The sequence below is a fragment of the Methylobacterium tarhaniae genome, assembly GCF_001043955.1.
Lineage (GTDB): Bacteria > Pseudomonadota > Alphaproteobacteria > Rhizobiales > Beijerinckiaceae > Methylobacterium > Methylobacterium tarhaniae.
The window spans coordinates 1-23,925 of sequence record NZ_LABZ01000039.1 but is presented as its reverse complement, the minus strand read 5'-3'; the positions used below and the strand labels follow the sequence as shown (position 1 = coordinate 23,925).

Here is a 23,925-nt window from a genome sequence, read left to right as displayed (position 1 = left end):
CGGCTCTGCGGCCGCAACGCCGCCCGCGCGGCGACGCCGTCGCGGATCGCGGCCCGGCGCTCCGGGCCGGCCTGGAGGTAGAGCGGCGCGAGATCGACCGCCGGCAGGTCGTCGCGGGACAGCAGCAGCGCGGCCAGCTCCGGCCGTCGGCGCGCCCGCTCGACCAGCCGCTCCAGGGCGGCCCCGGCGAGGGGCGCCGTCGTGTTGCGGGCGAGCGCCAAGTCCACGTCCGGCTCGCCGCGCAGGCTCAGGTCGTCGACCAGCGCCCGGCCGAGATCGCGCCGCAGGGCGATGGCCGCGTCGAGCTCGGGCCCGCTGCCGGCGGCGTCGAGCAGCTCCGCCGACAGGACCGGGCTCAAGGACAGCACCGCGTCGCGGGCGCCGCCGCCATGGGCGGCGAGCAGCGCCAGCACGCTCTGCGGCGTGTCGGCCAAAGGCGCGAGCTTCTGGGCGACGATCTCGGCGGTGGCGGAATCGACCGTCGGGATCAGCCCGCAGGCCAGCGCCTCGAAGGCCCGGATCGTCGCGACGTCCCGCACGGGCGCCGCGCGAAACAGGTCCGTCTGCACCCGCAGCAGGACCGGTTTCATGTCGAGACGCCGGTCTCGCGCGAGGTCGAGGAGGCCGGAGAGGTCCGGCGGAGCGTCGGCGGCGGTGCGGGCCATGGGCGATCGGGTACGCAGGACGAGACAACGATCCCGAGAATGCGAGGGTCTGCGTAAAGCGACGCTTAAGGCTGCGGGCACCGGCCGGGGGCCGGCCTGGGGATAGCGGGGACGACCTCCCGGCCCGGTCACCGATGGTTTACGCGGCCGGCCGGCCGCTCCCTCGGGAGACGCCCGCCGGAAACAGTCCATTAACCATGCCCGTGTTTTGGTCCCGTCGCGAGGCCGCGATGGGCGGCGGTCCCGGAGGGACGTGGCGGAGGCGGGAGAGCACACATGATCGGCCCACAACGACGTCCCTCGGCGGACATCATCCCGTTTCCGGTCGCGCACCAGCGCCCGTGCCCGGACGTGCGCCCGGGCTCGGATGCCGGCGGCGCGGCCGATTTTCCCGCGGCGGACCCGGTCCGCGGCACGATCCTGCTGTTCACGGGAGTGCGCTATGAGAGGCTGCCCGATCCCGCCGAGCCCGGCCTGCCCGCTCCCGAGCGGCGCTGCCGGCGCTGAGCCCGCGTCCCGCGCGATGTCCGCCCGCATCCTGCGGCTCGCCCGCGTCCTGTTCGCCCTGCCGCTGGTCTCGGCCTGCGTCCAGCAGGGCGATTTCGGCCGGCCGGCCCCCACCGCCTGGAACAGCCTGATCGACGCCGCCGGCACCTTCGCCGCGCACGAGCGGGGCGAGCCCGCGTCGCTGTTTCCCTTCACCGAGGACGAGCGGGCCCTGCGCGACCGCGCCTGGCGCTTCCTGATGCCGGCCCGGGAGCGGAGCGCCTTCGACGCCGCCCTCGACAACCTCACCCGCGCCCGGGTGCTGCCGGCGAGCTGGCGTCCCTCCGATCCCGCCGCCTATTACGAGGCGATCACCGCCGGGCCGTTCCGCTCCCCCGTCTCGCGCTACCGGCGCCTCACCGACGACCTGGTGGCGGATGGGCGGCTGATCCCGGCCTTCGCCGAGACGGCGTCCCGGGTGGTGCGGGCCGACCTGACGCGGCTGCAGAGCCTGCCCTTCATCACCACCCTCGACGACCGGGACGTACGCAGCGCCGCGATGCGGGTGGCCGAGAACCGCTGCCTGATCGCCTGGGTGCGGCGCGAGACCGCGGCACGCTCCGCGTCCTACCGCTACGCCCTTGAGCACCTGCTGGTGGCCGCCCCCGAGGAGGAGGCCGTGGCGGGCGAGCGGGCCCTCGCCTTCCTGGATTCGCGCCGGACCCTTCTCGATCCGTTGCTGCCGGCGGATGCCGAGGCGCGCTGCGGCCTCGTGCCGCCGGAGCCCGGCGAGGTGGTGCTGGTGCGCAAGGGCTGACGGTACCGCCTACTCGTCCGGGCCGTCGATGGTGCAGGAGACCGAGCGGGCGGCCTCGTTGGCCTGGGCCTGCTGGCTCGGCAGGGCGGCGAGCACCCGCACGCTGACGAAGCCCTGCCGGCTCGGCGCGATGATCCGCACGTCACGGTTGCGCTCGTCCTCGTCGGCGGTGGCCAGCGCCTCGTCGAACTGGCGCCGGGTCATGATGACGAGCTCGACGGTGCCGCGCACGGCGGCCTGGTCGGTGATGGCGTAATAGGCGCCGTTGCGCCCGTGCAGCGCGATCGTCTCGAGCAGCGGGCCGGTCTCCGCGGTGATCCGCACCGGACCGTCGTCGAGGTCGTAGGCGCAGACGCCCACCGCCACCGCGGGGTCCTGCGGCGGCAGCCAGCCCTCGGCCGCCTCGGCCGGGCCGCCGGTCTCGGCGGCGTGGACCAGCACCGAGGTGTCGTTGGCCAGCGTCGCGCGCGCCCGCGCCATGGCGTTGCCGGCGGCGAGGTAGGGGATCGCCAGCACCGTCGCGACGTGCACGAGCCCGGCCAGGACGAGGCCGCACAGCGTGGCGAGGATGAAGCGGCCGAGCGGCGTCACGGGCAATCCTCCCGGGTGATCGAAGGCACGCCCTCGCGCTCGAGCACGCCGGTGCTCGCCGCCACCGGCGTGTCGTAGAGGCGCAGCACCAGCCGGATCGAGCCGTCGCCCTCGGGCATCGGCAGCCAGTTGCCGGGCCGCACGGCCGGGCTCACGATCACCGAGAAGCGGCCGTCGCGGTCGCGCAGCACCTCCGTGGAGGTGAAGCCGGTGCGCGGCGGCGGCGGGGCGGAGCCGGCCTGCGGCGCGGGGCTGGCCGCATCTTTGGCCGTGTGCTTGGCGTGTCCGCGCCGCTCCACCGACAGGGTCCAGGCCCGGGCCGGCGGCGTGGCGCCGGCGACGCGGTAGCGGCAGGAGGGATCGAGCCGGCGCCCGGCATCGTCGGTGAGCGCGGTGAGGAGCAGTCCCTCGCCGAGCGCCAGCGGGATCTCGCCGGTGCGGGCATGGATCGCCCGCACATAGGGGTCGGCATCGCGCGAGCCGATCTTCGGCCAGGCGGTCCAGGCATTGAGGACGACGCCCCCGAACGGGTAGCGCCCCCGCGTCGCCCAGTTGGCGGACGCCAGCCCCAGGACCGCACCGAGGGCGAGGGCGTAGAGCACCAGCCCCACGGTCCCGACCCGGCGCAGGCGCGCAAATCCCCGCAGGAGCCGGGGCCGGGCCGGGTGTCGGGGGCCTGGGGACGCGGCGCGCCCGGGGGCCAGAAGGGCGACTTTCTCGGTCAGCATCGTGGGCCGTGTCTAGCCCAGGTCGGGCCAGGGCCGAACGGGTTTTTGGCGCCCGCCTGTCGAATTACCCCATCCTCCCGGAACCGGTCGCCACCCGGCATGAAGCTCGGTGGTCGTCCACCAACTCCCGTAAACACGCTCGACAGGATCCTGAGTGGCTCATCGGCGCCAGTAGATGCCCTGACGCACAGTGCGGGCCGGCACGCCGGCGATGATAACGTTCCCAGGATGAGCTCCGCTGACGATAGAGCCCGCCCCGACCACGGACATGTCTCCGATTCGAGTCCCCTTCAAGATCTGGGCGCCTGCACCGATCCAGACGTGCCGACCGATGACGATGTCCTGAGCCGGGTTTATTCGCTCATGTGTCTCAAGGTCGAAGATGCTATGGACATCTGAGGCGTTGACGTGGACACCACTTGCGAACAAGCATTCGTTTCCAATCTCAATTGTTGCGCGCTCATGGGCTGAGATCGAAACTTGTCCATTGAAGCCGACGTCTTCGCCAATCATGACGACGGCGCCGGGCTCAAGTGCATGTAGTGCTAGATTGCCGAAAACACAATTTTTACCGACGACGATGCGTGCCTGCGAGGCGACCGTGCAAAATATCGAATGAGCTGCATTCGGAGTGTCGATGTAGACGGTGCTGCCGGTCCCATGCAATACAAGCGTTCCCTGGCACTCATCCATAAATTTCTTGCTAATTTGAACATCGTTATTGGTGATGTCACCTTGTATCGCAAGTCCCACATTGTGCTCCTGCCGAGGCCTTACAACATCAACGCGTTCGCCACGAACGGACACGCTCCGACATTGCACCATATTATGAGAGGTTTTTCGATCTGATCGGCAGCATTTTTTTCGACGTCAATCTCGATTTTAAATGCCGCGATCAAAGATCGATCCGATAGAAATAAGGCGGTGAATCAGGTTTTCATGTTAGATGTTACGGGTCTGGAGAGTGTCTGAGTCGGGCACTCTCCTTAAGCGCAGGTTGAGTGCCGACCTACTCGGGATACATTCGGTAGTCCATGAACGACAAGTCGATTCTTGGATCGGGCGATGCTTGTTTATATTTATCAATCTGATCGCAGATTACGTTTAGTCTGTCCAGAACGTCAGCGGGCAACTCTGGGCAGAGATCGATCACCTTGCGGTAATAGTGGTGATATTCATTCGCATGTGCGGCAAAAAGACTTCCAAGTTGAAGTCCATAATTGTTGTCCCAATTCCACTCTCCTTTCGTAATCAGGTCGATGGCATGAAGTTTCGGGCCATGAAAATGAATGATCGATGCATCATTGTTAATGCCCCAATATGGCTTCCAGTTCATGCCGACGGGCAGCTTGTCCCATCGACCCCTGTAAAAATCATTATAGGCGATTTGATCGTGAAAATTGTAAGTACGAAGATCGATATTTTCCCGCAAATAGGCCTCAAATTCTTGATACTGCGAGCGAAGGCCGTGCATATTAGCAATCATAACGCCAGCATTGAAATAATTCCATGAATTCGGATTAAATTCTGGCGCCGCTGCGAAATATTTTGGCTTGGCTGAATAGTTAACATTCTTCAAAAATAGAACGTCAACATCTGTATAAAGTATTATTTCATCTTCTTTCTCTTCAAGACAGACATTTGTTCTTAACCAATGACCGACTGATGCCGTCCAGTAACGACCCTCCTGTGTCAACTTCAAAATAAGATCAAGATACGGCAATTCGGAGCGTACAACCTCGACGCCGATTTCCTGAAGCCAGCGAGTTTGCTCGTTTGCTTCCCCGCAGTATAAGAGGACGGGATCAAGAGTCGTAAATTTTTTTGCGGAGAGTGCTGCGATTTTCGTATGAAGGCCAATATCACCGGATGTTCCTGCCTCATTCAGGGCCATATACAATTTCATTTCATGGGCTCCTCGTGCGGCTTCGTATCTCTGAGGAGGCATACCCGAGAGGGGGGCTGCGTGCAAATCAATGCATAGAGAGGTGACAACTAGGGTGAGGTCTCATCTGTAAATTAGCTTCGTCGAAGAAGATAAAGGATCAGGCGGAAAACACAATAGAATATCAATAGAATATCAATAGAATATTAAATAATATAAGCATCAATTTGCCGGGATTGCGCGCAGTAATGCGGAAAAACCTTCGAAATCGATAATATAATAAAACAGATTTATCCCAGAGCCAAATTTCCAGCCACCTTGATCATAAAGTATAATTTCATATTATCATAATTAAAACTTGAAGCGAAACGCTGGCTGTGCACGCCACACGATGTAGCAGGTTCTGCTGTCTCTCGATTACGGCACCCCGACCTGCCCACCCACCGTATTGAACGCCGCCCGTCCCGGCGGGGGGCTCTCCACCGAGCGGAACAGGCTCCCGATGCCCCCCAGCACCTCGAAGGAGCGGCGCGACAGGGCGCCGGCCGGCGCGCCCGGGGGCGGCGTCGCCGGGGCGGGGCCTTGAGCGGTGCGGGCGCCGGCCTTGTCGGATTCGAAGCCCGGCATCGGCTTGATCTCGATGCCCTGGTGGGCCGGGGCCATCACCTCGTGGAAGGTGATCGCCGGCAGCGAGCCGCCGGTCAGGTTCTTGGTCGAGGAATGGTCGTCGTTGCCGTACCAGACCGCGGTCACCAGGTTGCCGGTGTAGCCGACGAACCAGGCGTCGCGGTAGGCGTTGGTGGTGCCCGACTTGCCGGCGGTGCGCACGCCCTCCACCGCCGCCTTGCGGCCGGTGCCCTCGTCGACGACCTTGTTGAGCATGTAGTTCATGTCGGCGACGACCCGGGTCGAGAGCAGTTGCTCGGGCGGGGTCTCGCTGGTGTCGTGGCGATAGATCACCTCGCCGGCGCCGGTACGGATCTCGGTGGCGGCGTAGGGCTTGGCCCGTTTTCCGCCATTGGCGAACACCGCGTAGCCGGCGGCTTGGTCGATCACCGTCACCTCGGCCGAGCCGATCGGCAGCGAGACCGAATCGACCAGGTTCGAGGTGATGCCCATCTTGTGGGACAGCTCGATGATCTTGGCCCGGCCGAGCTTGGCCGCGCGGGCGTCGTGGGTCTCGCCGAGCTGCTTGCCCATGGCGATCGAGAACTGCACCGGGATGGTGTTGATCGATTTCGCCACCGCGATCCACAGCGGCATCGCGCCGGCGAAGGAGCGGCCGTAATTGGCCGGGCACCAGTTGCCGATGCAGACCGGCCGGTCGACCACCCGGGTCTCGGGCCGCCACTGCCCGGTGGCGAGCGCCGCGGCGTAGACGTAGGGCTTGAACGACGAGCCGGGCTGGCGCAGCGCGTCGGTGGCGCGGTTGAACTGGCTCTGGCCGTAATCGGCCCCGCCGACCATCGCCCGCACCGCCCCATCCGGATCCATGGTCACGAGCGCCGCCTGCTCGACGTCGAAGGCGTCGCCGAACTGGCGCAGGACGTTCTCCACCGCCTGGTCGGCCCGCTTCTGGATCGCGAGGTCGAGCGGCGTCTTCACGACCAGCACCCGCTCCTTCTTCAGCTTGCCCTCGTCGACGAGCTTCTTGATCTCGTTGAAGGCCCAGTCGAGGTAGTAGTCGGCGCTGATGTCGCGCGAGCGGGTCACCGGGGTCGCCGGGTTGCGCAGGGCCGACTGGATCTGGCCTTCCGTCAGGTAGCCGGCCTCCACCATGTTGTGCAGCACGTCCGCGGCGCGGGCGCGGGCCGCCGGCAGGTTGACGTGGGGCGCGTACTTCGTCGGCGCCTTGAACAGGCCGGCCAGCATGGCCGCTTCCGGCAGGGTGATGTCCTTGAGGTTCTTGCCGAAATAGTAATCCGCCGCGGCGGCCGCCCCGAAGGTGCCGCCGCCCATATAGGCCCGGTCGAGGTAGAGCTTCAGGATCTCGTTCTTGGTCAGGTGGCATTCGAGCCAGAGCGCCAGGAACGCCTCGTTGATCTTGCGTTCGAGCGAGCGCTCGTTCGACAGGAAGAGGTTCTTGGCGAGCTGCTGGGTGAGGGAGGAGCCGCCCTGGACGTGGCCGCCGCCCCGCGCATTCACCGTCACGGCGCGGAGCGTGCCGATCGGGTCGATGCCCCAATGCTCGTAGAAGCGCCGGTCCTCGGTCGAGATCAGCGCCTTGACCAGGATGTCGGGAAACTCGTCGATGCGCAGCGAATCGTCGTGCTTGATGCCGCGGCGCCCGACCTCGGTCCCGTAGCGGTCGAGGAAGGTCACGGCGAGGTCCGGCGCCTTGAGCCAGTTCTCGCTGGTCTGGTTGAAGGCGGATTGGGCGAGCGTCAGCATCACCACGCCGCCGGCGAGCCCGAGCGTCACGCCCTCGCTCGCGAGGTCGAGGACGATGCGCTTGACGCCGCGGACCCGGAAGCGGCGCTGGATCCGCTCGGCGAATCGCTCATAGGCCTCGCCGAAGGAGCGGCCGCCCGAGTAGAGGCCGTCATTCAGCCAGGCGTCGAAGCCGAGCATCCCGTGGGACAGGCGGGTCCGGATCTGGGTCAGCCGGTTGGTGGGCCGGTCGTTGGGCACGTCGGCGGGTCCTCGGGTGGCGCGGCGTGAAGGTCTAGCAAGCCTCGCACCTTAGCGCGAGACCCGGAGCCGGTCGCAGGCTTCCGCGGCCTATATGGGGCGCTCGCGCGCCGACACGACGTCGCAGGAGTGCGGAGGCTCCGCCGGCCGCGCTTGCCCCCGGCGCTCGCGCGCGGCAGAGGAGGGCGTCTTCCATCCCCGATGTCCCTCCTCCGCGCCGTCGATCCGGCGCCTCGAAGGCCGTACCAGCCGTGGCCAAAGCCCGCAGCAACCCCCCGCGCCCGCCCGCTTCCCTCAAGGCCGCGACGCCGTTCTGGCGCGAGAAGAGCCTGGAGGCGATGACTCCGGAGGAGTGGGAGAGCCTGTGCGACGGCTGCGGCCGCTGCTGCCTCCTGAAGCTCGAGGACGAGGACACGGCGGAGATCCACTACACCGATATCGGCTGCACGCTGCTCGATGCTGGCACCTGCCGCTGCCGCGACTATGCGCGGCGCCAGCGCAAGGTGCCCGATTGCGTCCGCCTGACGCCCGAGGCGGTGCGCACCCTGCCGTGGCTGCCGCCGACCTGCGGCTACCGCCTGGTGCGGGACGGGCGCGACCTGCCCTGGTGGCACCCCCTGGTCTCCGGTACCCGGCGCACCGTGCACGAGGCCGGCATCTCGGTCCGCGGCCGGGTCAGCGGCACCGAGGAGGAGTTCGAGACCGAGGAACTGCCGGACCGCATCGTCGCCTGGCCGGGTGAGGATCCGCAGGCCGGCCGCTGATACCCACCTGGAGTTCCTGAGGAACCGGGCCAGCCGGGCGACGTTCCCCGGCAATGCGGAACCGCGCCTGCTCTCCCGGATGCCTCGCGCCGTTCCTGTGTCGCGCGTCGGCATCGCTTCGATGAGCGCAGGCGCCGACGCCAGTCGAGGAGACCGCCATGGGCCTGTTCTCGAAGCCGATCAAGAGCATGGATGATCTCTTTCATCACATGCTCCAGGACATCTATTACGCCGAGCAGCAGATCACGAAGGCGCTGCCGAAGATGATCGGCAAGGCGAGCGACCCGCAGCTGAAAGCGGGTTTCGAGACGCATCTGCGCGAGACGGAAGGGCAGATCCGGCGACTCGACCAGGTGTTCCAGACCCTGGGACAGCCGCCGAAGGGCGTGCGCTGCGCGGCCATGGACGGGATCATCGCGGAGGCCGAGGAGATCATCGGCGATACCGACGACGCCGAGGTGCGCGACGCCGCCATGCTGGCCGCCGCCCAGGCGGTCGAGCATTACGAGATCACCCGCTACGGCACGATCATCGCCTATGCCCAGCAGCTCGGCCGCAAGGACGTGATCGGCCCGCTGCAGCAGACCCTCGAGGAGGAGAAGGCGACCGACAAGAAGCTGACCGCGCTGGCCGAGAGCCGGGTCAACCGACAGGCTGCCTGAGCCGGACAGGAATCCGGCCTCGCCCGCCTGAACTGGCACGCGGCTTGCTAGGTCTCATCGGGCCCATATGGGCGTCTCCTCCCTCGACTTGGGGCCCCGTCGCAGCCTGTGCGCGGGGCCTTCCTTCTTCCACGGCCGTTGCCATCGGGCGCTGGCCGCCCGATAAACCGGGCGACCGGAGATACCCCCGACATGGCCCTCACCGTCGCGGTCCAGATGGACCCGATCCAGGCGATCCGCATCGCCGGCGACACCACTTTCGCGCTGCTGCTGGAGGCCCAGGCCCGCGGCCACACGCTCCTGCACTACACGCCCGACCGGCTCTCGATGCGCGACGGGCGCGTCACCGCCCGGGTCGAGCCCCTGCGGGTGCAGGACGTGGAGGGCGACCACGCCCGTCTCGGCGCCCAGGAGCGGATCGACCTCGCCGAGGTCGACGTGGTGCTGATGCGCCAGGACCCGCCCTTCGACCTCGCCTACATCACGGCGACGCACCTGCTCGAGCGCATCCACCCGCGGACGCTCGTGGTGAACAACCCGTTCGAGGTGCGCAACGCCCCCGAGAAGCTGTTCGTCACCGCCTATCCGGAGCTGATGCCGCCGACGCTGATCACCCGCGACAAGCAGGAGATCGAGGCGTTCCGGGCCGAGCACGGCGCCGTGGTGATGAAGCCGCTGCACGGCCATGGCGGCGCGGCGGTTTTGCGGGTCCTGCCCGACGACCCGAATTTCGGCTCGATGTTCGACCTGTTCTCGGTCACCTTCCGGGAGCCCTGGGTGGTGCAGCGCTTCCTGCCGCGGATCACCGAGGGCGACAAGCGCATCATCCTGGTCGACGGCGAGCCGCTCGGGGCCGTCAACCGGGTGCCGGCGGCCAACGACATCCGGTCGAACATGGTGCGCGGCGGCACCGGCGGGGCGACGGCCCTCACCCCGCGCGAGCAGGAGATCTGCGCCGCGATCGGCCCGGAGCTGCGCCGCCGCGGCCTGATCCTGGTCGGCATCGACGTGATCGACGGCAACCTGACCGAGATCAACGTCACCTCGCCGACAGGCATCCGGGCGATCAAGCGCCTCGGCGGCCCCGACCTCGCGGTCGCGGTCTGGGACGCGATCGAGGCCAAGGTGACGAAGCCGCAGAGCGCCTGACGCCGTCGGGGCCGAGAGCCCGCTTGACCGGGATGGCAGATGTCATCCGATCCACGACCTCATTCTGAGACCTCGGTCCATCGCAGATGGACCGACGTTGAAGGAGGGCTCAGGATGTCTCCGAGATCACTGGAGCCCTCCTTGGCCGCTGCGCGGCACCTCAGGATGAGGTCGGGACGGAGGGGACGAGTCCCGAGCCGCAGTCCCTGACAGTCAAGCCTCGTTCGAAGGGAGGGCGTCAGCCCGCATTCTCCCCCAGCGTGTCCTCGATGTAGAGCCGGTCGAGCAGGACCTTGGCGACTGCCGTCAGGGGCAGGGCCAGGGCCACGCCCCAGAGGCCGAACAGCACCCCGAGCAGGATCTGCCCGGCGAACAGGGTGGCGGGCGGGATGTCGAGGGCCCGCTTCTGCACGAAGGGCGTCAGCACGTAGCTCTCGAGGGTCTGCACCAGCAGGTAGACGCAGAGGCCGGCGATCACCCCCTTCAGCCCCGAGGCGAGGGAGGCCAGCACGATGATGATGCCGGCCACCAGCGCCCCGATGGTCGGGATGAAGCAGAGCAGGCCCGCCTGGAGGCCCAGCACCAGGGACCCGTCGATCCCCACCAGGGTCAGCCCGAGCCAGACGCACACGAAGATCGCCCCCATGACGACGAGCTGGCCGAACAGCCAGTGGCGCAGGGTGATCCCGATATCGTCGGCGACGGAGGCCGCATGGGTGCGGTGGCGCGAGGGCACGAAGCGCAGCAGGCCGTCGCGGTAGGTCCGGGGATCGGCCGCCACGAACAGGCCGAGCACCACCACGATGAACACGTTGCCGATGGCGCCGAACACCGCCAGCGCCACCGTCGAGGCCTGTCCGAGGACGCTGCCGGCGCCCGACAGGAGCGTGCCGGGGCTCGGCAGGCCGCCGGCGGTGGGCAGGGTCCGCCGCCCGCCCTCCGCCTCGCCGGAGGTCTGCGAGGCCGCATCCTTCAGCTTGCCGAAGTCGAGGAAGCGGGTGTCGATCCCGCGGGCGTCGAGCCAGGACTTCACGGTGCCGGATTGCTGCTGCAGCGTCTGCCCCAGGCGCTGCGCCTGACCCGCCACGGTGGCACCGCCGAGCCCGACCATGCCGAGCACCAGGATCGTGAGCAGCACGCTCACGATCGCGAGCCGCGCCCCGTGCCCGAGAGGAACGATGCGGCCGAGATAATGCGTGAGCCCGTCGAGGAAGACCGCGAACAGGATGCCGGCGAAGATCAGGAGCAGCGTGTCGGCGGAGTGCCAGGCGAGCAGCAGGACGGCCGTGAACGACACCACCCCGAGGCCGGCGAGCACGAGCGAGCGGGTGCTGCCCGGGCGGGCGGTGTCGTGGCGGGTCGTGTCCAGAGGTGGGGAAACGGGCATGGTCGAGGATCTCTCCGCCGGCGGGGCTGCGCCGCCGTGCAGGACAGATAGCCGTGCGCGGCCGTTCGGCGACCGCGAATCCCCGTTATCCCTCCTCGCGCCGCCGACGGATGCCGGCGAGCACGGCGGGATGCGCGGAGGTCGTCCAGGCCGGCGCGGAGGTCGGCTGTTCCGCCGCGATCGGCTTGGGCAGGGCCAGGGCCGGGGCCGGGCGCCGGGGCGTCCAGTCCTTCACCTCCACGACTTCGATGACCGGCTCGGGCCGCGGCGGACGGACCTTCCGGCGCACCGGCTGCGCCGGGCGGCCGCCGAAGACCCGCAGCAGCGCCCAGCCGACGAGGCCGGCCCAGGCGAGCAGCACGCCCCCTTGGGTCGGCCGCTCGGAGAGCAGGATGGTCCCGAGCCCGACGAGGGCGCAGACCATCGCGAGGTTGCGCGCGCTCAGCGGATCGAACGGCAGAGGATCGGGGGATCGGTGATCTCGGATCATGACGGCGATCCTGCCGCAGGGCCGTCAGCGATTCCTCAGCCCGATCGCTCGAATTCTCGGCAATCCCCGTTTCGCGCCCTCACCACCGCGCCGCCGCCGCGGCGTCGTGCTCCGTCGCCTCGACCCAGCCGCCGAGGGTGCCGTCGGCGCGGTGCTCGCGCTTCCAGAACGGGGCCCGGGTCTTGAGGTAGTCCATCAGGAAGCTCGCCGCCTCGAAGGCGGCGTTCCGGTGGGCGGAGGCCGCGAGCACCAGGACGATGCCCTCGCCCGGGCGGACCAGGCCGTGGCGGTGGATCGCGACGGCGCCCTGGAGCGGCCAGCGCCGGGCGGCCTCGTCGAGCACGCGGCCGATCTCGGCCTCGGCCATGCCGGGATAATGCTCGAGCTCGAGGGCGGCCAGCCGCCCGTCCTCGTCCCGGCACAGGCCGGTGAAGCTCACGATGGCGCCCGCCCGCCCGCCGAGCGCCGCCGTGAGGGCGCCGATCTCCGCCGCGACGTCGAAGGGCTCGGGCTGGATCGAGAGGCGAGGGGTCATGGCGGGTCCGGGATCGGTGTGCGCCGCCTTCTAAGCAGACTTGCGTTGGCAGGCCAACGCTTCGTCCGCGTAGCTTCTTGTTTTGTCGCAGATTTTTGCCGCAAAACCGGCGGCCACTTTTGCGACATCGGCTTGGCACGAACGGCCGGCGCCGGGATCCGGGGCTGGCGGCGGCGGTGGAACGGCGTAGATGTGAGGGCGAGGACCGGCCGCGCGGCCGGCCGGACGGAGGAATGCCCCGTGACCCCTGACCTCCTCCTCCCCTTCGACGACACCGAGCCCACCTTCGCGGCCCGGCCGGTCTGGTGCGGCCGCGGCAGCGCGGTGATCGGGCGGGCGAGCATCGGGACGCAAGCGTGGCTCGGCGACGAGTCCGTGATCCGCGCCGACGGGCACGACGTGGTGGTGGGCGACCGGTTCTGGCTCGGCGCCCGCTCGACCCTGCACATCGCCGCCGAGATGTATCCGTGCATCGTCGGCGACCGGGTCACGGTCGGCCGCGACGCGGTGGTGCATGCCTGCACGGTCGGCGACGACTGCGTGATCGAGGATGCCTGCGTGGTCCTCGACGGCTCCCTGATCGAGGACGGGGTGCTGCTGGAGGCCGGCAGCACGGTGTTTCCGCGCACCACCCTGCCGGCGGGCTTCGTCTGCGCCGGCAGCCCGGCCCGGCCCCTGCGTCCCCTCGCGCCGAGCGAGCTGGCCGATCGGGCCGAGCGCCTGCGCGAGGCCGCCGCCAGCGACCAGGCCTCCGGCCCGGGCGACGATTTCGCGATCGATCCGGCGGTGTTCGTCGCCCGCACCGCCCGGCTGCGCGGCCGGGTCGCCCTCGCGCCGGGAGCGAGCGTGTTCTTCTCCTGCACCCTCGAGGCGGGCCTCGGGCCGATCGTGATCGGGCCCAACGTGAACGTGCAGGACAATTGCGCGCTGCATACCCGGGCCGACGGCCTGGTGATCGAGCGCGACACCACGCTCGGCCACAACGTGACCGCCGCCGACGGCCGCATCGGTCCGGGCTGCCTCATCGGCATGGGCGCGCGTCTCGGCCCCGGGACGGTGGTGGAGGCGGACGTGCTGCTCGCCGCCGGCAGCGCCACCGACCCCGGGCAGGTGCTGGATTCGGGCTGGCTCTGGGGCGGGCGTCCGGCCCGGGCCCTGTCGCGCCTGGACGGCGACCGCCGCGCCATGATGGCCCGCACCGTCGCGAGCTACGCCGCCTATGGCCGCGCCTATCGCAAGCTGCAGGCGAGCTAGAGCATCCTCCGACGAAGCGGATACCGGTTCGCCGTAGAAAATGCGGCAAAATCAAAGATCTAAGCAGACTTGCGTTGGCAAGCCAACGCTTCGTCCGCTTAGGTTCTTGTTTGGTCGCAGATTTTTGTCGCAAAACCGGCGACCACTTTTGCGAAATCTGCTTAGAACTGCGTCCGGTCGCAACGCGATCGGGCGCCGCTCACGCACGCCTTTCGAAGGCTGGACGCCGGCGCATCGACGACGCGATGCGGGATCGAGGACCTGGAGGCGCTGCCCGCGACCGCATCCGGACCTTCCCGTCCCGAGGAAGGATCCGTCCGCAGCAGCGGATGCGGCAGCCAGGCCGGGAGCACCGGCCCACGGGCGCTGCCTGCCATGCGGGCCGGCCGTGATGAACTTCTCGCGTCGGCATGCGATGGAACGTCCATGCTCCCGGGATCCGGAGCGGCGGAAGCATGGTTGCCCATGGGACGTCTGAGGCTGGCTCTGCGGGAGCTCTACGAGGGCGACAGCGACCGCGCGCACCGATTTCGCTACGGCCTGCTCGCCTTTGACCTGGCCACCCTTCTGTTCATCGTCCTGTCCTCGTTCCTGCCCCGGCAGCCGGTTATCGAGGGCATCGACGTTCTGGTCGGCATCGCCGTGGCAGCCGATTTCCTCGCGCGGCTGGCGATCTGCCCGCGCCCGGCCCGCGAGTTCCTGCGGCCGACGACGTGGGCGGATCTGGCGGCGATCGCCTCGTTCCTCGCTCCCATCGCCGGCGAAGGTGCCGGTTTCCTGCGGATCCTGCGCACGCTGCGGCTGCTGCGGACCTACCAGCTGCAGGATCGTCTGCGGGCGGACCTCCCGTTCTTCCGTCGCAACGAGGACGTGATCATCGCGGTGACGAACCTCGTGGTGTTCATCTTCATCATGACGAGCCTCGTCTACACGACCCAGTACAGCTCCAACCCGAACATCAGAAACTACGTCGATGCGCTGTACTTCACCGTCACGTCGCTGACGACGACGGGCTACGGCGACGTCACGCTGCAGGGCACGGGAGGGCGCCTCATCTCGGTCGTGGTGATGATCTGCGGCGTCACGCTGTTCCTGCGCCTCGCCCAGGTCCTGTTCCGGCCCTACAAGGTGCGCTTTCAGTGCCCGACCTGCGGCCTGCAGCGGCACGAGCCGGATGCGGTGCACTGCAAGGCGTGCGGCACCCTGCTCAACCTTCCCGACGAAGGCTCGGATTGAGCCGCATCGGTCCCGGCGCCGGATGCGTTTCTCATCGGACGGGACCGATCCTCGAGCGTCGAGCCGCGCGACCCTGGCGAGCTTGAGATCGTCCGAGACGGTTGAGCGATGCGGAGGATCCATGCCTGACTGGCGAGCGCTGTTCGTGCCGGAGCATTCCTTGCTGGAAATCGTCCTGCGAGGGACCCTGATGTACCTCCTCCTCTTCCTCATCATGCGCTTCGTCATGCAGCGTCAGGCCGGCGCCGTCAGCCTTGCCGACCTGCTCGTCATCGTTCTGATCGCCGACGTCTCGCAGAACGCGTTCTCGAACGAGTACAAGTCGCTGACCGAGGGCGTCCTGCTGGTCCTCACCATCGTCGGCTGGAACTACGGCATCGACTGGCTGGCCTTCCACTCCCCCGCGTTCGAGCGCCTCATCACGCCGAAGCGCCTGCCGCTGGTCGTCGACGGCCGCATCTGCTGGCGGAACATGCGCCGGCAGATGATCACGCATTCCGAGCTGATGAGCCAGCTGCGCCAGCAGGGGATCGATGATCCGGGTCTCGTGCGGCTCGCCTCGCTGGAGGGCGACGGCAGCATCAGCGTCATCCGTCGCGATGCCGAGGATGCGGGGCCCAAGCCGGAGGACCGACGAGAGCTGGCCTGACGCGACGCCCGCCCCCGCGGCGGCGGCCCCTAGATCCCCGCCACGGCCCGTCCGGCCGCGCTGCGGCGGGCCGCCTCCGCCACGTCGAGGAGGTGGGCGAGCTCGCCCGCCGCCGCGGCGACCCGCTCGGCGACCCGCTCGTCGGTCACGATTCCGTCCTCGATCTCCGCCTCGCCGGCATAGACCGCGGTCGGCGCCACGTGGGCGGTGAAGAAGCCGAAGAGCGGGCGGAGCTGGTGCTCGACCATCAGGGCGTGGCGCGGGCCGCCGCCGGTCGCGGTCAGCGCCACCGGCTTGCCGGCGAGCGCGGCGGGTTCGAGGAAGTCGATCACGTGCTTGAACAGGCCCGAATAGGAGCCGTTATGCACCGGCGAGCCGACGATCAGCCCGTCCGCGCCCTCGATCGCCTCGATCATGTGGGCGATCGGCAGGGGCAGGGCCTGGCGGGTGGTGGCCCCGAGCCCGGTTCCGACCTCGGCGAGGTCGAAGACCTTCAGCTCGATCGGGCGCCGGCGGCCGAGCTCGGCGGCGACCGCTTCCACCAGCGCGCGGGTCCGGGACGGGCGGCGGACGTTGCCCGAGAAGGCGACGATGCGGGCTGGTCTCACGGCGGGCTCCGGTTGGCTTGAGGCGACGGGGGTCCTGGAACGGTCTCGGTTCTGAAGGCAGATCCTTGCCGGTCGCGTCCGCCCCGAATGTGCCGGGCGCGTGCGGCAGGTCAATGCGAAACCGGTGCCAGGGCTCCCGTTCCTGAACGGGACGCTGCGTCCCACGTCTCCAGGAGATGGGGCAGCTGGGCGAATTCGTCGAAAACCCGGACGGCTCCTGCGGCCAAAAGATCCGCCCCGGCCCGGTCATGCGCCCAGTGGCCGCCGCCGCAGAAGCCGAGGACCGGCATGCCGGCGGCCCGCGCCGCGGTGACGCCCGGCACGCTGTCCTCGATCACCACGCAGGATCCCGGCGCCGCCCCCATCTGCTCGGCGGCGTAGAGGAACAGGTCCGGGAAGGGCTTGCCCCGCGCCACCATGGTGGCACTGAAGACGTGGCCCTCGACGAACGGCAGGAGTCCGGTGAGCGAGAGCGCGTGGCGCAGGCGCTGCGGGTCGCTGCTCGAGGCGACGCAGCGCCGCCCCGGCATCGTCTCCAGCACCGCGGCAACGCCGGCAATCGCCCTCAGCTCGGTATCGAAGGCCCGCAAAGTGTCGGCCCGCACCGCGTCGACGAAGCCCTCGGGCGTCGGCACGCCGTAATCGGCGGCGATGTGGGCCATGATCGAGGTCATGCTGGTGCCGGTGAAGCGCCGCGCCACCGTGTCGAGATCGATCGGCACGCCGATGCGCTGCAGGTTCTCGGTCAGGCGCACGAGGCTGATCGGCTCGCTGTCGACCAGCACGCCGTCGCAATCGAAGATCACCAGCTCCGGCCGTGCGCCCGTCCTGCCGTTCATGCCGTTCCCCCTCGTCGGTCGCCAGCGCCGTGGCACGCCCTTGCGGCCGGGATCAACCCGCCACGGTGCCGCGCTCGCGCTCGCGCGGGCGACGCGCTCAAGCTTGCGCCCGTCAGAGCCTCTCTCTACTCAAGGTGCCGCGCGTCCCGCTCAGGGCGCGGTCCGGAGCCCTGGATGATCCGCTTCCTGTGCCGCTGCCTCGGCCTCCTGCTCGTCGCCGCCGGGTTCGTCGGGATCGTCTATGACGGCGCCCGCTCGATCGCCAACAACACCGTGCTCGTCACCTCGGTCAGCGACGTCGCCGTGGCGCTCATGAAGGACCGGGCCGCGAGCCTGCAGGCGATGGCCGAGGGTGGGCAGCCGACCTTGTGGAAGCTCCTCGGCCTCCCCTTCACCCTCTCGCCGGCGGCCCCGATCGCCCTGGCTCTCGGCCTGGTGCTGCTCTGGCTCGGCCAGCCGCCGCGGGCCGGCATCGGCACGAGCTTCCGTCCGTGACCCGTTCCACCCGGTCCGGTGCGCGCCGGCGACCCTCCTTCCACGCGAGCATGCCCGGCGATGCGGCCTGACACGTTGGGGCGGACCGCGATCGCGGTCCTGCCCGGCCTCACCCTCTGCGTCGCCGTGACGGCGGTGGCGAGCCTGGTCCAGGCCGTGGAGGAACACCTCGTCCACCACCCCTATGTCGAGGCGCTGGTGATCGCCATCCTCGCCGGCATCGCGATCCGCTCGGTCTGGGAGCCGGGGCCGCGCTGGCGCATCGGCATCGCCTTCAGCGCCAAGCAGCTCCTCGAGGTCGCCGTGATGCTGCTCGGCGCCTCGATCAGCCTGAGCGCCCTCGTCGCCTCGGGGCCGGCCCTGCTCGCCGGCATCGTCGCCACCGTGGTGATCGCGCTGATCGCCAGCTACGCCATCGGCCGCCTGCTCGGGCTGCCGGCCCGGATGTCGATCCTGATCGCCTGCGGCAACGCCATCTGCGGCAACTCGGCCATCGCGGCGGTCGCCCCGGTGATCGGGGCGAGCGGCGACGACGTCGCCTCCTCGATCGCCTTCACGGCGATCCTCGGCGTGCTGGTGGTGCTGGGCCTGCCGCTCCTGATCCCGCTGCTCGGCACCAACCCGACCGAGTACGGCGTGCTCGCCGGCCTCACCGTCTACGCGGTGCCCCAGGTCCTCGCCGCCACCGTGCCGGTGAGCCTCGTCAGCACCCAGGTCGGGACGCTCGTCAAGCTCGTGCGGGTGCTGATGCTCGGGCCCGTGGTGCTGGGCCTGTCGCTCCTCGCCGCGCGCCTGCGCGACGAGCCCGGCGCCCCGGCCGGAGCCGCCAAGAAGCTCGGCTTCTTCAAGCTGGTGCCGTGGTTCATCCTCGGCTTCCTCGCCCTCGCCGCCGCCCGCTCCCTCGGCCTCGTGCCCGACGCGGCCCTGACGCCCCTCACCCGGGTCGCCGGCATCCTGACGGTGATCGCCATGGCGGCGCTCGGCCTCGGCGTCGACGTACGGGTGGTGGCCCGGGTCGGCGGCCGGGTGACGCTGGCGGTCACCGCCTCCCTGGGCGTCCTGCTCCTCGTCAGCATCGCGCTGGTGCGGGGATTGGGGATCGCCTGACGCGGCGCGCGTCGGGACGTCGCCGCTCGGGCAGGATCGTCCGGCTTGACGACCCGCGGCACCGTCCCGGGCCCGCCGGTCCGGGCCCGGGCGGAGCCCGCAATGGTTCCGGTGCGCAAGAGGTCCGGCGTGGAAGCGTCGCAGTGTCGCGCCGGATCAGGTCGGCGGGGCGGCGATCCGGCGCTCGGCGGCCGGCGCGGGCTTCTCGGCCGGCGGGGCCTTGGCGGCGGGCCTCGGGGCCGGCATCCCGGCCGCAGGGACCTTCTCGACCGACGGAGCCTTGACGGCGGCGGCCTTACCCTCGGTGGCCTTGCCCTCGGCGGCCTTGCCCTCGGTGGGTTTGGCGACGGGCTTCGGGGGCGCCGGCTTGGCGGGTGTCGCCTTCACGGATGTCGGCTTGGGCTGCGCCGCGAGTCCGGCCGGAGCCGGATGGCTCGTCGCGGCCTTGCCATGGTCCGGCTTGGCGAGCGCGCCGGTCACCGCCACGTCCGCCGGCTTGCCGGTATCGAGGCCGTAGACGTCGTCGCGAAAATGCACCCTTCCGTCCGGGGTGGCGTAGCCGGTGAGGTAGACGAAGGTCACGGGGATCGGCTTCGCGAGCTTGATGTCGCGGCGCTCGCCGGTGGCGATGCCGGTCTCGATCTCCATCGGGCCCCAGGCCGAGCCGGGACCGTTCGGGCCCGGCGTGCCGTCGAGCAGCCAGCCGACCAGCGCCTTCACGTCGGCGACGCGCACGCAGCCCGAGGAATGGAAGCGCACGTCGCGGGAGAAGAGCGACTTCGAGGGCGTGTCGTGCATGTAGACCGCGTGCCGGTTCGGCATGTCGATCCGCACCTGGCCGAGCGAGTTGTCGAAGCCCGGATCCTGGCGCAGGGTGTAGTTCACCGCCTTCTCGGTCGACCAGTCGACGGCGGTCGGCTGCACTTCCTGGCCCTGGCCGTCGAGCATGCGGATGTGCATCTTGGCGAGGTAGCCCGGATCCTTGCGCATGTGCGGGATGATGTCCTTCTTGATGAGGGACACCGGCACGGTCCAGGTCGGGTTGAAGTTGATGTTGGTGATCTTCGTCTCGACGGACGGGGAGGCGCGCTCGGGCTTGCCGACCACCGCGACGTAGCGGCGCGCCACGCTGCCGTGATCCACCGCCTCGACGGCGGCGGAGGGGATGTTGACCACGACGTAGCGGTCGCCGAACGGGAAGCTCGACCCGATCAGCCGGTTGGCGGAGGCCGCGAGCTGGCGCTGGCGCACGCTCGCCGGCACGTTGAGGGCGGCCACGGTCTGGCGGCCGAGGAGGCCCGTCTCGGGCAGGTTGTGCCGGGCCTGGAAGCGCTTGAGCGCCGCGACGAGGCCGGGGTCGAGCTGGTCGGTCTCCGGGCCGCCGGGACCCAGGTCCTCGGTCAGCACGAGGTGGCGGCGCAGGAGCGGGATCGCCGGATTGCGCTCGCCGGGCTTCACCACGAGGTCGGCCGGCAGCGGCTGCCAGCCCCCGGCCTCGACCAGCGCCTGATAGCGCTCCGCCGCCCGCAAGGTATCGAGGAAGGTCGCCGGGGTCAGGGTCGGGGTCGGGTCCTGCGACACCCGCGCCACCACCAGCGGCGGCAACTCGCGCGAGACCTTTTTCGGATTCGGCTTCCCGTCGGCGGGCCGAGCCTCGGACGACTTGACCTCGGCGGGCTTGGCATCAGCGGGCCTGGCCTCGCCCGTCCTCTGGGTCGCGCCGGGCTGGATCGGGCCGACGCTCAAGGGCGCCGCGCCGGTCGGCGGGGGCTCGGGCGCGGAGAGAGCTTGGCCTTGAGGGGTTTGGCCTTGGAGGGCTTGGCCTTGCGCGCCTTGAACCCCGGAGGCCTGACCCGGAACCGGGGCGGGCGGCAACGGGCCCGCGGGCTCCACGGCGGCCGCGAGGCCGGTGCCGAGCACCCAGACGAGGGCTGCCGCCGAGGGCAGGCACGGAAACGCAACACGCAACACCATCACCGGCCTCGGACAAGGACGCCCCCCAGGATGGTCACGCCAGGGTTACCAAAAGCCTGCCGGCCTCGCTCAAGGGCAGCCGACCACGTCCCGCGCCGCCGCCAGGATCTCGTCGGACAGGGCTGGATCGTCCACCGCCCGGGCGAGGACCAGGGCGCCGACGAGGCCCGAGAGGACCGAGAGCGCCGCCGCCCGGTCACCCCCGGGCATGGCCTCCTGCATCCGGGCGAGCCGCGCCTCCAGCCCCTCGGTGAAGGCGCGCCGCACGGGGGCCGGCTGGCGCGCCGCCTCGCTGCCGAGGGCCGCCAAGGCGCAGCCGCTGCCCGGCCGGTCGCGATGGGCGGCCGACAGGTAGGCGGCGACGAAGCCCGCGAGGTCCGGCGCCGCCCCGGCCTCCTGCGGGGCGGGAGCGAGGGCCTGGGCCAGCGCCTGCGCGGCGAGATCCTCCTTGGAGGCGAAGTGGCCGTAGAAGCCGCCATGGGTCAGGCCCGCGGCCTCCATCACCTCGGCCACCGTCACGGCGGCAAACCCCTTCTCGCGGAAGAGGCGGCCGGCCGCTTCGAGGATCCGGCGCCGGTTCTCCCGGAACTGCTCGCGCGTCACCCGCATCCGACGTTCCGCTCCCGTTGACATCATTGAGGACGACGATCATCACTATCGTATCATGATTGTCGTCATCTAAGAAGACCAAGGGAGAGAGCATGGCCGCCACCTCGTTGCCGGAGGCGCCGCGGGAGCGTCGTGTCACCTGGTCCGATCCGCGGGCGATCGCCCGGGCCGGGCAGGGCCTGGCCGGGCTCGACTTCTTGCGGGCCCTGATCGCCGGCGAGGTGCCGCCGCCCCCGATCGTCGCCCTGATGGGCATCACCCTCGCCGAAGCCGAGCCCGGCCGGGTGACGATGCGGATGCCGGCGGGCGAGTACCTCTACAACCCGATCGGCAGCGTCCATGGTGGGGCGCTGGCGACGCTCCTCGACAGCGTGATGGGCTGTGCCGTCCACAGCACCCTGCCGGCCGGGCGCGGCTACACGACGCTGGAGATCAAGGTGAACTACCTGCGGGCGGTGACGGAGGGCTCAGGCTGCGTCACGGCGATCGGCCGCCTGATCCATGCCGGGCGCCGCCAAGCCGTGGCCGAGGCGAGCCTCACCGACGAGGCCGGCCGGCTCTGCGCCACCGCCAGCACCACCTGCCTGGTCTTCGACCTGCCTGCGCGTGACGATCGATCCATCCGACCGGAGGAGCGCCCGTGAGCCTGCCCTACCGCACCGCCCTCATCGTCGGCGCCGGCGCCGGCATCAGCGCCGCGCTCGCACGCCAGCTGGCCGCCGAGGGCCTGCGGGTCGGGCTCGCCGCCCGTGACACGGCGAAGCTCGCCGACCTCGCGGCCGAGACCGGGGCCGCGACCTTCACGGCCGACGCCGCCGACCCGGCCTCGGTCGAGCGGCTGTTCGGCGAGGCCGATGCCCGCCTCGGCGAGCCCGACGTGGTGATCTACAACGCCAGCGCCCGCGCCCCCGGGCCGCTCGCCTCCCTCGATCCGGACGCGGTGCGGCGGGCCGTGGACGTCACCGCCTTCGGCGCCTTCCTGGTCGCCCGGGAGGCGGCGCGGCGCATGGAGCCGCGCGGGCACGGGGCGCTCCTGTTCACCGGCGCCACTGCCGGCGTGAAGGGCTTTCCGCTCTCGGCCGCCTTCGCGATGGGCAAGTTCGCCCTGCGCGGCCTCGCCCAGAGCGCGGCGCGCGAGCTTGCGCCCAAGGGCATCCACGTCGCCCATGTCGTCGTCGACGGCCTGGTGCGCAGCGCCCGCCGCCCCGACCCGGCGGGCAAGCCCGACAGCACCCTGACGCCGGAGGGCGTGGCGCGCGCCTATCTCGACCTGCTGCGCCAGCCGCGAGATGCCTGGTCGTTCGAGGTCGATCTGCGGCCCTGGGTGGAGCGGTTCTGAGGACGGCTGCCTGAGGCCCGCGTCACTCCCGATAGCGGGAAGCGGCGTGCTCTTGCGCGAAATTCGGCGCCATCGCCCGGCGCGCCGCCTCGAAGGCGTCCCACTGCCCCGCATCCGGCAGGGACGGGATCGTCACCGCCTCGCGCCGGTCGAAGCCCTTGAGGGCGGCATCGACCATCTCGCCGACCTCCATCACGCCCTGCAGGCTCTCCACCGCCCGGCCTGAGCGCTCCCAGATCTCGGTGCGGGTCGCGGCCGGCAGCACTGCCTGGACGTAGAGGCCGCGCGGCCCAAGCTCCGACTGGAGCGCCTGCGACAGGGTCAGCACGTAGGCCTTGGTCGCCCCGTAGACGCCGGGCAGCCACTCGGGCGCGAGCGCCACCACCGAGCCGATATTGACGATGGCCCCGCCATCGCGGGCGAGGAACCCTTGCACGGCGGCGCCGGCCAGCCGCGTCAGCGCCACCACGTTGAGGTCGACGAGGCGGTATTGCGGCGCGAGGTCGGGGGCCGCGAAGCCCGCCGGGGCCGCCGCGCCGGCATTGTTCACGAGCAGCCCGATTCGGTCATCGTCGCGCAGGCGCGCCTCGACCGCGGCGAGACCGGCCGGATCGGTGAGGTCGGCCGGCATGACGTCGACCGCGACACCGGTCTCGGCCCGCAGGCGCGACGCGAGGGCGTCGAGGCGGGCGGCGTCGCGCGCCACCAGCACCAGGGGATGGCCGCGCCGGGCGAGGCGGTCGGCATAGGTCGCGCCGATGCCGGACGAAGCGCCGGTGATCAGGGCGGTGGGCAGTTGGTCGCTCATGTCGTGCTCCCGATGGCGAATATTCATGATCGCCGTCATGAAGGTATTGATGATGGCCATCACGAAAAACATCAACCGGGCCGCTCGCCGCCGCGTCGACGCCCTCGCGTCGCGCCTGCGGGCCGAGACCGGTGTCGCGGTCGACGTCATGCCGGCCGACATCACCGATCCGGCCGCTCTCGCCGCGGTCGAGGCGCGCCTGCGCGACGATGACCGA

Annotated in this window: 26 protein-coding genes and 1 pseudogene; 13 read left to right on the top strand and 14 right to left on the bottom strand. The window is 69.9% G+C overall.

The window, feature by feature from the left end; genetic code table 11:
* On the bottom strand, window positions 1-665 hold a 665-nt coding region (locus VQ03_RS07300; RefSeq protein WP_048450216.1), incomplete at its 3' end, for a DUF2336 domain-containing protein.
* Window positions 666-941: 276 nt separating this feature from the next.
* On the opposite strand from VQ03_RS07300, the gene VQ03_RS07295 reads away from it, so the two are divergent.
* Complete coding sequence (locus VQ03_RS07295) at window positions 942-1,172, top strand: hypothetical protein (RefSeq protein ID WP_048450215.1); 231 nt, start codon at window positions 942-944, stop codon at window positions 1,170-1,172.
* A 16-nt stretch (window positions 1,173-1,188) separates the two neighbouring features.
* On the top strand, window positions 1,189-1,968 hold the full coding sequence (locus tag VQ03_RS07290; RefSeq protein ID WP_048450214.1) for a hypothetical protein: 780 nt from the start codon (window positions 1,189-1,191) through the stop codon (window positions 1,966-1,968).
* Window positions 1,969-1,977: 9 nt separating this feature from the next.
* On the opposite strand, the gene VQ03_RS07285 is transcribed toward VQ03_RS07290, so the two are convergent.
* From VQ03_RS07285 to VQ03_RS07275, 5 genes are all read right to left on the bottom strand, one after another.
* The gene (locus VQ03_RS07285; protein WP_048450213.1) at window positions 1,978-2,559 is read right to left on the bottom strand and encodes a DUF1254 domain-containing protein; all 582 of its coding nucleotides are present in this window, start codon (window positions 2,557-2,559) and stop codon (window positions 1,978-1,980) included.
* On the bottom strand, window positions 2,556-3,287 hold the full coding sequence (locus VQ03_RS07280) for a DUF1214 domain-containing protein (RefSeq protein ID WP_048450212.1): 732 nt from the start codon (window positions 3,285-3,287) through the stop codon (window positions 2,556-2,558). Before VQ03_RS07280 ends, VQ03_RS07285 begins: the two co-directional genes overlap by 4 nt.
* Before the next feature lie 159 nt (window positions 3,288-3,446).
* On the bottom strand, window positions 3,447-4,040 hold the full coding sequence (locus tag VQ03_RS34990; RefSeq protein ID WP_280948454.1) for an acyltransferase: 594 nt from the start codon (window positions 4,038-4,040) through the stop codon (window positions 3,447-3,449).
* Between the two features lie 256 nt (window positions 4,041-4,296).
* Window positions 4,297-5,181: a glycosyltransferase family protein gene (locus tag VQ03_RS32800; protein ID WP_157063991.1), complete on the bottom strand. Its 885-nt coding sequence runs from the start codon at window positions 5,179-5,181 to the stop codon at window positions 4,297-4,299.
* A 408-nt stretch (window positions 5,182-5,589) separates the two neighbouring features.
* Complete coding sequence (locus tag VQ03_RS07275; protein ID WP_048450219.1) at window positions 5,590-7,743, bottom strand: transglycosylase domain-containing protein; 2,154 nt, start codon at window positions 7,741-7,743, stop codon at window positions 5,590-5,592.
* Between the two features lie 398 nt (window positions 7,744-8,141).
* Here VQ03_RS07275 and VQ03_RS07270 point away from each other — a divergent pair, with 398 nt between their 5' ends.
* The 3 genes from VQ03_RS07270 (at window position 8,142) to gshB (ending at window position 10,378) form a co-directional block, all read left to right on the top strand.
* Entirely contained in the window at window positions 8,142-8,567 is a 426-nt protein-coding gene (locus VQ03_RS07270) for a YcgN family cysteine cluster protein (RefSeq protein ID WP_048450218.1), read from the top strand.
* Window positions 8,568-8,725: 158 nt separating this feature from the next.
* Window positions 8,726-9,229 carry a YciE/YciF ferroxidase family protein gene (locus VQ03_RS07265; protein ID WP_048450211.1) on the top strand — a complete coding sequence of 168 codons (504 nt, stop codon included), beginning with the start codon at window positions 8,726-8,728 and terminating at the stop codon, window positions 9,227-9,229.
* A 192-nt stretch (window positions 9,230-9,421) separates the two neighbouring features.
* A complete protein-coding gene (gene gshB, locus VQ03_RS07260) occupies window positions 9,422-10,378 on the top strand; it encodes a glutathione synthase (RefSeq protein ID WP_048450210.1) in 957 nt (318 codons plus the stop codon).
* 238 nt (window positions 10,379-10,616) lie between these two features.
* On the opposite strand, the gene VQ03_RS07255 is transcribed toward gshB, so the two are convergent.
* The 3 genes from VQ03_RS07255 to VQ03_RS07245 form a co-directional block, all read right to left on the bottom strand.
* Window positions 10,617-11,765 carry an AI-2E family transporter gene (locus VQ03_RS07255; protein ID WP_083467828.1) on the bottom strand — a complete coding sequence of 383 codons (1,149 nt, stop codon included), beginning with the start codon at window positions 11,763-11,765 and terminating at the stop codon, window positions 10,617-10,619.
* Between the two features lie 85 nt (window positions 11,766-11,850).
* The gene (locus VQ03_RS07250; protein ID WP_048450209.1) at window positions 11,851-12,255 is read right to left on the bottom strand and encodes a hypothetical protein; all 405 of its coding nucleotides are present in this window, start codon (window positions 12,253-12,255) and stop codon (window positions 11,851-11,853) included.
* A gap of 79 nt (window positions 12,256-12,334) precedes the next feature.
* Window positions 12,335-12,790 (bottom strand): molybdenum cofactor biosynthesis protein MoaE, encoded by a 456-nt coding sequence (locus VQ03_RS07245; protein ID WP_048450208.1) that lies wholly within the window; start codon window positions 12,788-12,790, stop codon window positions 12,335-12,337.
* Between the two features lie 240 nt (window positions 12,791-13,030).
* Here VQ03_RS07245 and VQ03_RS07240 point away from each other — a divergent pair, with 240 nt between their 5' ends.
* The 3 genes from VQ03_RS07240 (at window position 13,031) to VQ03_RS07230 (ending at window position 15,929) form a co-directional block, all read left to right on the top strand.
* On the top strand, window positions 13,031-14,044 hold the full coding sequence (locus tag VQ03_RS07240; protein ID WP_048450207.1) for a gamma carbonic anhydrase family protein: 1,014 nt from the start codon (window positions 13,031-13,033) through the stop codon (window positions 14,042-14,044).
* A gap of 465 nt (window positions 14,045-14,509) precedes the next feature.
* Window positions 14,510-15,280 (top strand): potassium channel family protein, encoded by a 771-nt coding sequence (locus VQ03_RS07235; protein ID WP_048450206.1) that lies wholly within the window; start codon window positions 14,510-14,512, stop codon window positions 15,278-15,280.
* Window positions 15,281-15,401: 121 nt separating this feature from the next.
* Complete coding sequence (locus VQ03_RS07230; protein ID WP_048450205.1) at window positions 15,402-15,929, top strand: DUF421 domain-containing protein; 528 nt, start codon at window positions 15,402-15,404, stop codon at window positions 15,927-15,929.
* A gap of 29 nt (window positions 15,930-15,958) precedes the next feature.
* On the opposite strand, the gene msuE is transcribed toward VQ03_RS07230, so the two are convergent.
* Window positions 15,959-16,537: an FMN reductase gene (gene msuE / locus VQ03_RS07225; protein WP_048450204.1), complete on the bottom strand. Its 579-nt coding sequence runs from the start codon at window positions 16,535-16,537 to the stop codon at window positions 15,959-15,961.
* Between the two features lie 110 nt (window positions 16,538-16,647).
* Window positions 16,648-17,376, bottom strand: coding sequence for an HAD family hydrolase (locus VQ03_RS07220; RefSeq protein WP_048450203.1), 729 nt, complete (start codon window positions 17,374-17,376; stop codon window positions 16,648-16,650).
* Between the two features lie 174 nt (window positions 17,377-17,550).
* Between VQ03_RS07220 and VQ03_RS07215 the strand changes: the two genes are divergently transcribed.
* Both VQ03_RS07215 and VQ03_RS07210 read left to right on the top strand, forming a co-directional pair.
* A complete protein-coding gene (locus tag VQ03_RS07215) occupies window positions 17,551-17,871 on the top strand; it encodes a hypothetical protein (RefSeq protein WP_048450202.1) in 321 nt (106 codons plus the stop codon).
* A gap of 60 nt (window positions 17,872-17,931) precedes the next feature.
* Window positions 17,932-18,978, top strand: a complete 1,047-nt coding sequence (locus VQ03_RS07210) for a YeiH family protein (RefSeq protein ID WP_048450201.1) — start codon at window positions 17,932-17,934, stop codon at window positions 18,976-18,978.
* Between the two features lie 156 nt (window positions 18,979-19,134).
* Here VQ03_RS07210 and VQ03_RS07205 read toward each other — a convergent pair whose 3' ends face one another.
* Together VQ03_RS07205 and VQ03_RS07200 are read right to left on the bottom strand one after the other, a co-directional pair.
* Complete coding sequence (locus VQ03_RS07205; RefSeq protein ID WP_048450200.1) at window positions 19,135-20,952, bottom strand: L,D-transpeptidase family protein; 1,818 nt, start codon at window positions 20,950-20,952, stop codon at window positions 19,135-19,137.
* Between the two features lie 69 nt (window positions 20,953-21,021).
* Window positions 21,022-21,561: a TetR/AcrR family transcriptional regulator gene (locus tag VQ03_RS07200; RefSeq protein WP_048450199.1), complete on the bottom strand. Its 540-nt coding sequence runs from the start codon at window positions 21,559-21,561 to the stop codon at window positions 21,022-21,024.
* 92 nt (window positions 21,562-21,653) lie between these two features.
* On the opposite strand from VQ03_RS07200, the gene VQ03_RS07195 reads away from it, so the two are divergent.
* Together VQ03_RS07195 and VQ03_RS07190 are read left to right on the top strand one after the other, a co-directional pair.
* Entirely contained in the window at window positions 21,654-22,205 is a 552-nt protein-coding gene (locus tag VQ03_RS07195; protein WP_048450198.1) for a PaaI family thioesterase, read from the top strand.
* Window positions 22,202-22,900 (top strand): SDR family NAD(P)-dependent oxidoreductase, encoded by a 699-nt coding sequence (locus VQ03_RS07190; RefSeq protein WP_048450197.1) that lies wholly within the window; start codon window positions 22,202-22,204, stop codon window positions 22,898-22,900. The genes VQ03_RS07195 and VQ03_RS07190 overlap by 4 nt, the downstream gene beginning before the upstream one ends.
* A 22-nt stretch (window positions 22,901-22,922) precedes the next feature.
* On the opposite strand, the gene VQ03_RS07185 is transcribed toward VQ03_RS07190, so the two are convergent.
* Complete coding sequence (locus VQ03_RS07185; protein WP_048450196.1) at window positions 22,923-23,708, bottom strand: SDR family NAD(P)-dependent oxidoreductase; 786 nt, start codon at window positions 23,706-23,708, stop codon at window positions 22,923-22,925.
* A gap of 25 nt (window positions 23,709-23,733) precedes the next feature.
* On the opposite strand from VQ03_RS07185, the pseudogene VQ03_RS07180 reads away from it, so the two are divergent.
* Window positions 23,734-23,925 (top strand): annotated as a pseudogene (locus VQ03_RS07180) (hypothetical protein); the annotation flags it as partial.

What these genes read in the sequence shown, in the direction of transcription:
- gshB (WP_048450210.1), top strand. Translation starts at nt 9,422, where the DNA reads ATGGCCCTCACCGTCGCGGTCCAGATGGACCCGATCCAGGCGATCCGC.
- VQ03_RS07210 (WP_048450201.1), top strand. Translation starts at nt 17,932, where the DNA reads ATGCGGCCTGACACGTTGGGGCGGACCGCGATCGCGGTCCTGCCCGGC.
- VQ03_RS07205 (WP_048450200.1), bottom strand. Translation starts at nt 20,952, where the DNA reads ATGGTGTTGCGTGTTGCGTTTCCGTGCCTGCCCTCGGCGGCAGCCCTC.
- VQ03_RS07270 (WP_048450218.1), top strand. Translation starts at nt 8,142, where the DNA reads ATGACTCCGGAGGAGTGGGAGAGCCTGTGCGACGGCTGCGGCCGCTGC.
- VQ03_RS07265 (WP_048450211.1), top strand. Translation starts at nt 8,726, where the DNA reads ATGGGCCTGTTCTCGAAGCCGATCAAGAGCATGGATGATCTCTTTCAT.
- VQ03_RS07295 (WP_048450215.1), top strand. Translation starts at nt 942, where the DNA reads ATGATCGGCCCACAACGACGTCCCTCGGCGGACATCATCCCGTTTCCG.
- VQ03_RS07230 (WP_048450205.1), top strand. Translation starts at nt 15,402, where the DNA reads ATGCCTGACTGGCGAGCGCTGTTCGTGCCGGAGCATTCCTTGCTGGAA.
- VQ03_RS07280 (WP_048450212.1), bottom strand. Translation starts at nt 3,287, where the DNA reads ATGCTGACCGAGAAAGTCGCCCTTCTGGCCCCCGGGCGCGCCGCGTCC.
- VQ03_RS07195 (WP_048450198.1), top strand. Translation starts at nt 21,654, where the DNA reads ATGGCCGCCACCTCGTTGCCGGAGGCGCCGCGGGAGCGTCGTGTCACC.
- VQ03_RS07290 (WP_048450214.1), top strand. Translation starts at nt 1,189, where the DNA reads ATGTCCGCCCGCATCCTGCGGCTCGCCCGCGTCCTGTTCGCCCTGCCG.
- VQ03_RS07200 (WP_048450199.1), bottom strand. Translation starts at nt 21,561, where the DNA reads ATGCGGGTGACGCGCGAGCAGTTCCGGGAGAACCGGCGCCGGATCCTC.
- VQ03_RS07220 (WP_048450203.1), bottom strand. Translation starts at nt 17,376, where the DNA reads ATGAACGGCAGGACGGGCGCACGGCCGGAGCTGGTGATCTTCGATTGC.
- VQ03_RS07235 (WP_048450206.1), top strand. Translation starts at nt 14,510, where the DNA reads ATGGGACGTCTGAGGCTGGCTCTGCGGGAGCTCTACGAGGGCGACAGC.
- VQ03_RS32800 (WP_157063991.1), bottom strand. Translation starts at nt 5,181, where the DNA reads ATGGCCCTGAATGAGGCAGGAACATCCGGTGATATTGGCCTTCATACG.
- VQ03_RS07250 (WP_048450209.1), bottom strand. Translation starts at nt 12,255, where the DNA reads ATGATCCGAGATCACCGATCCCCCGATCCTCTGCCGTTCGATCCGCTG.
- VQ03_RS07215 (WP_048450202.1), top strand. Translation starts at nt 17,551, where the DNA reads ATGATCCGCTTCCTGTGCCGCTGCCTCGGCCTCCTGCTCGTCGCCGCC.
- VQ03_RS07185 (WP_048450196.1), bottom strand. Translation starts at nt 23,708, where the DNA reads ATGAGCGACCAACTGCCCACCGCCCTGATCACCGGCGCTTCGTCCGGC.
- VQ03_RS07245 (WP_048450208.1), bottom strand. Translation starts at nt 12,790, where the DNA reads ATGACCCCTCGCCTCTCGATCCAGCCCGAGCCCTTCGACGTCGCGGCG.
- VQ03_RS07255 (WP_083467828.1), bottom strand. Translation starts at nt 11,765, where the DNA reads ATGCCCGTTTCCCCACCTCTGGACACGACCCGCCACGACACCGCCCGC.
- VQ03_RS07275 (WP_048450219.1), bottom strand. Translation starts at nt 7,743, where the DNA reads ATGCTCGGCTTCGACGCCTGGCTGAATGACGGCCTCTACTCGGGCGGC.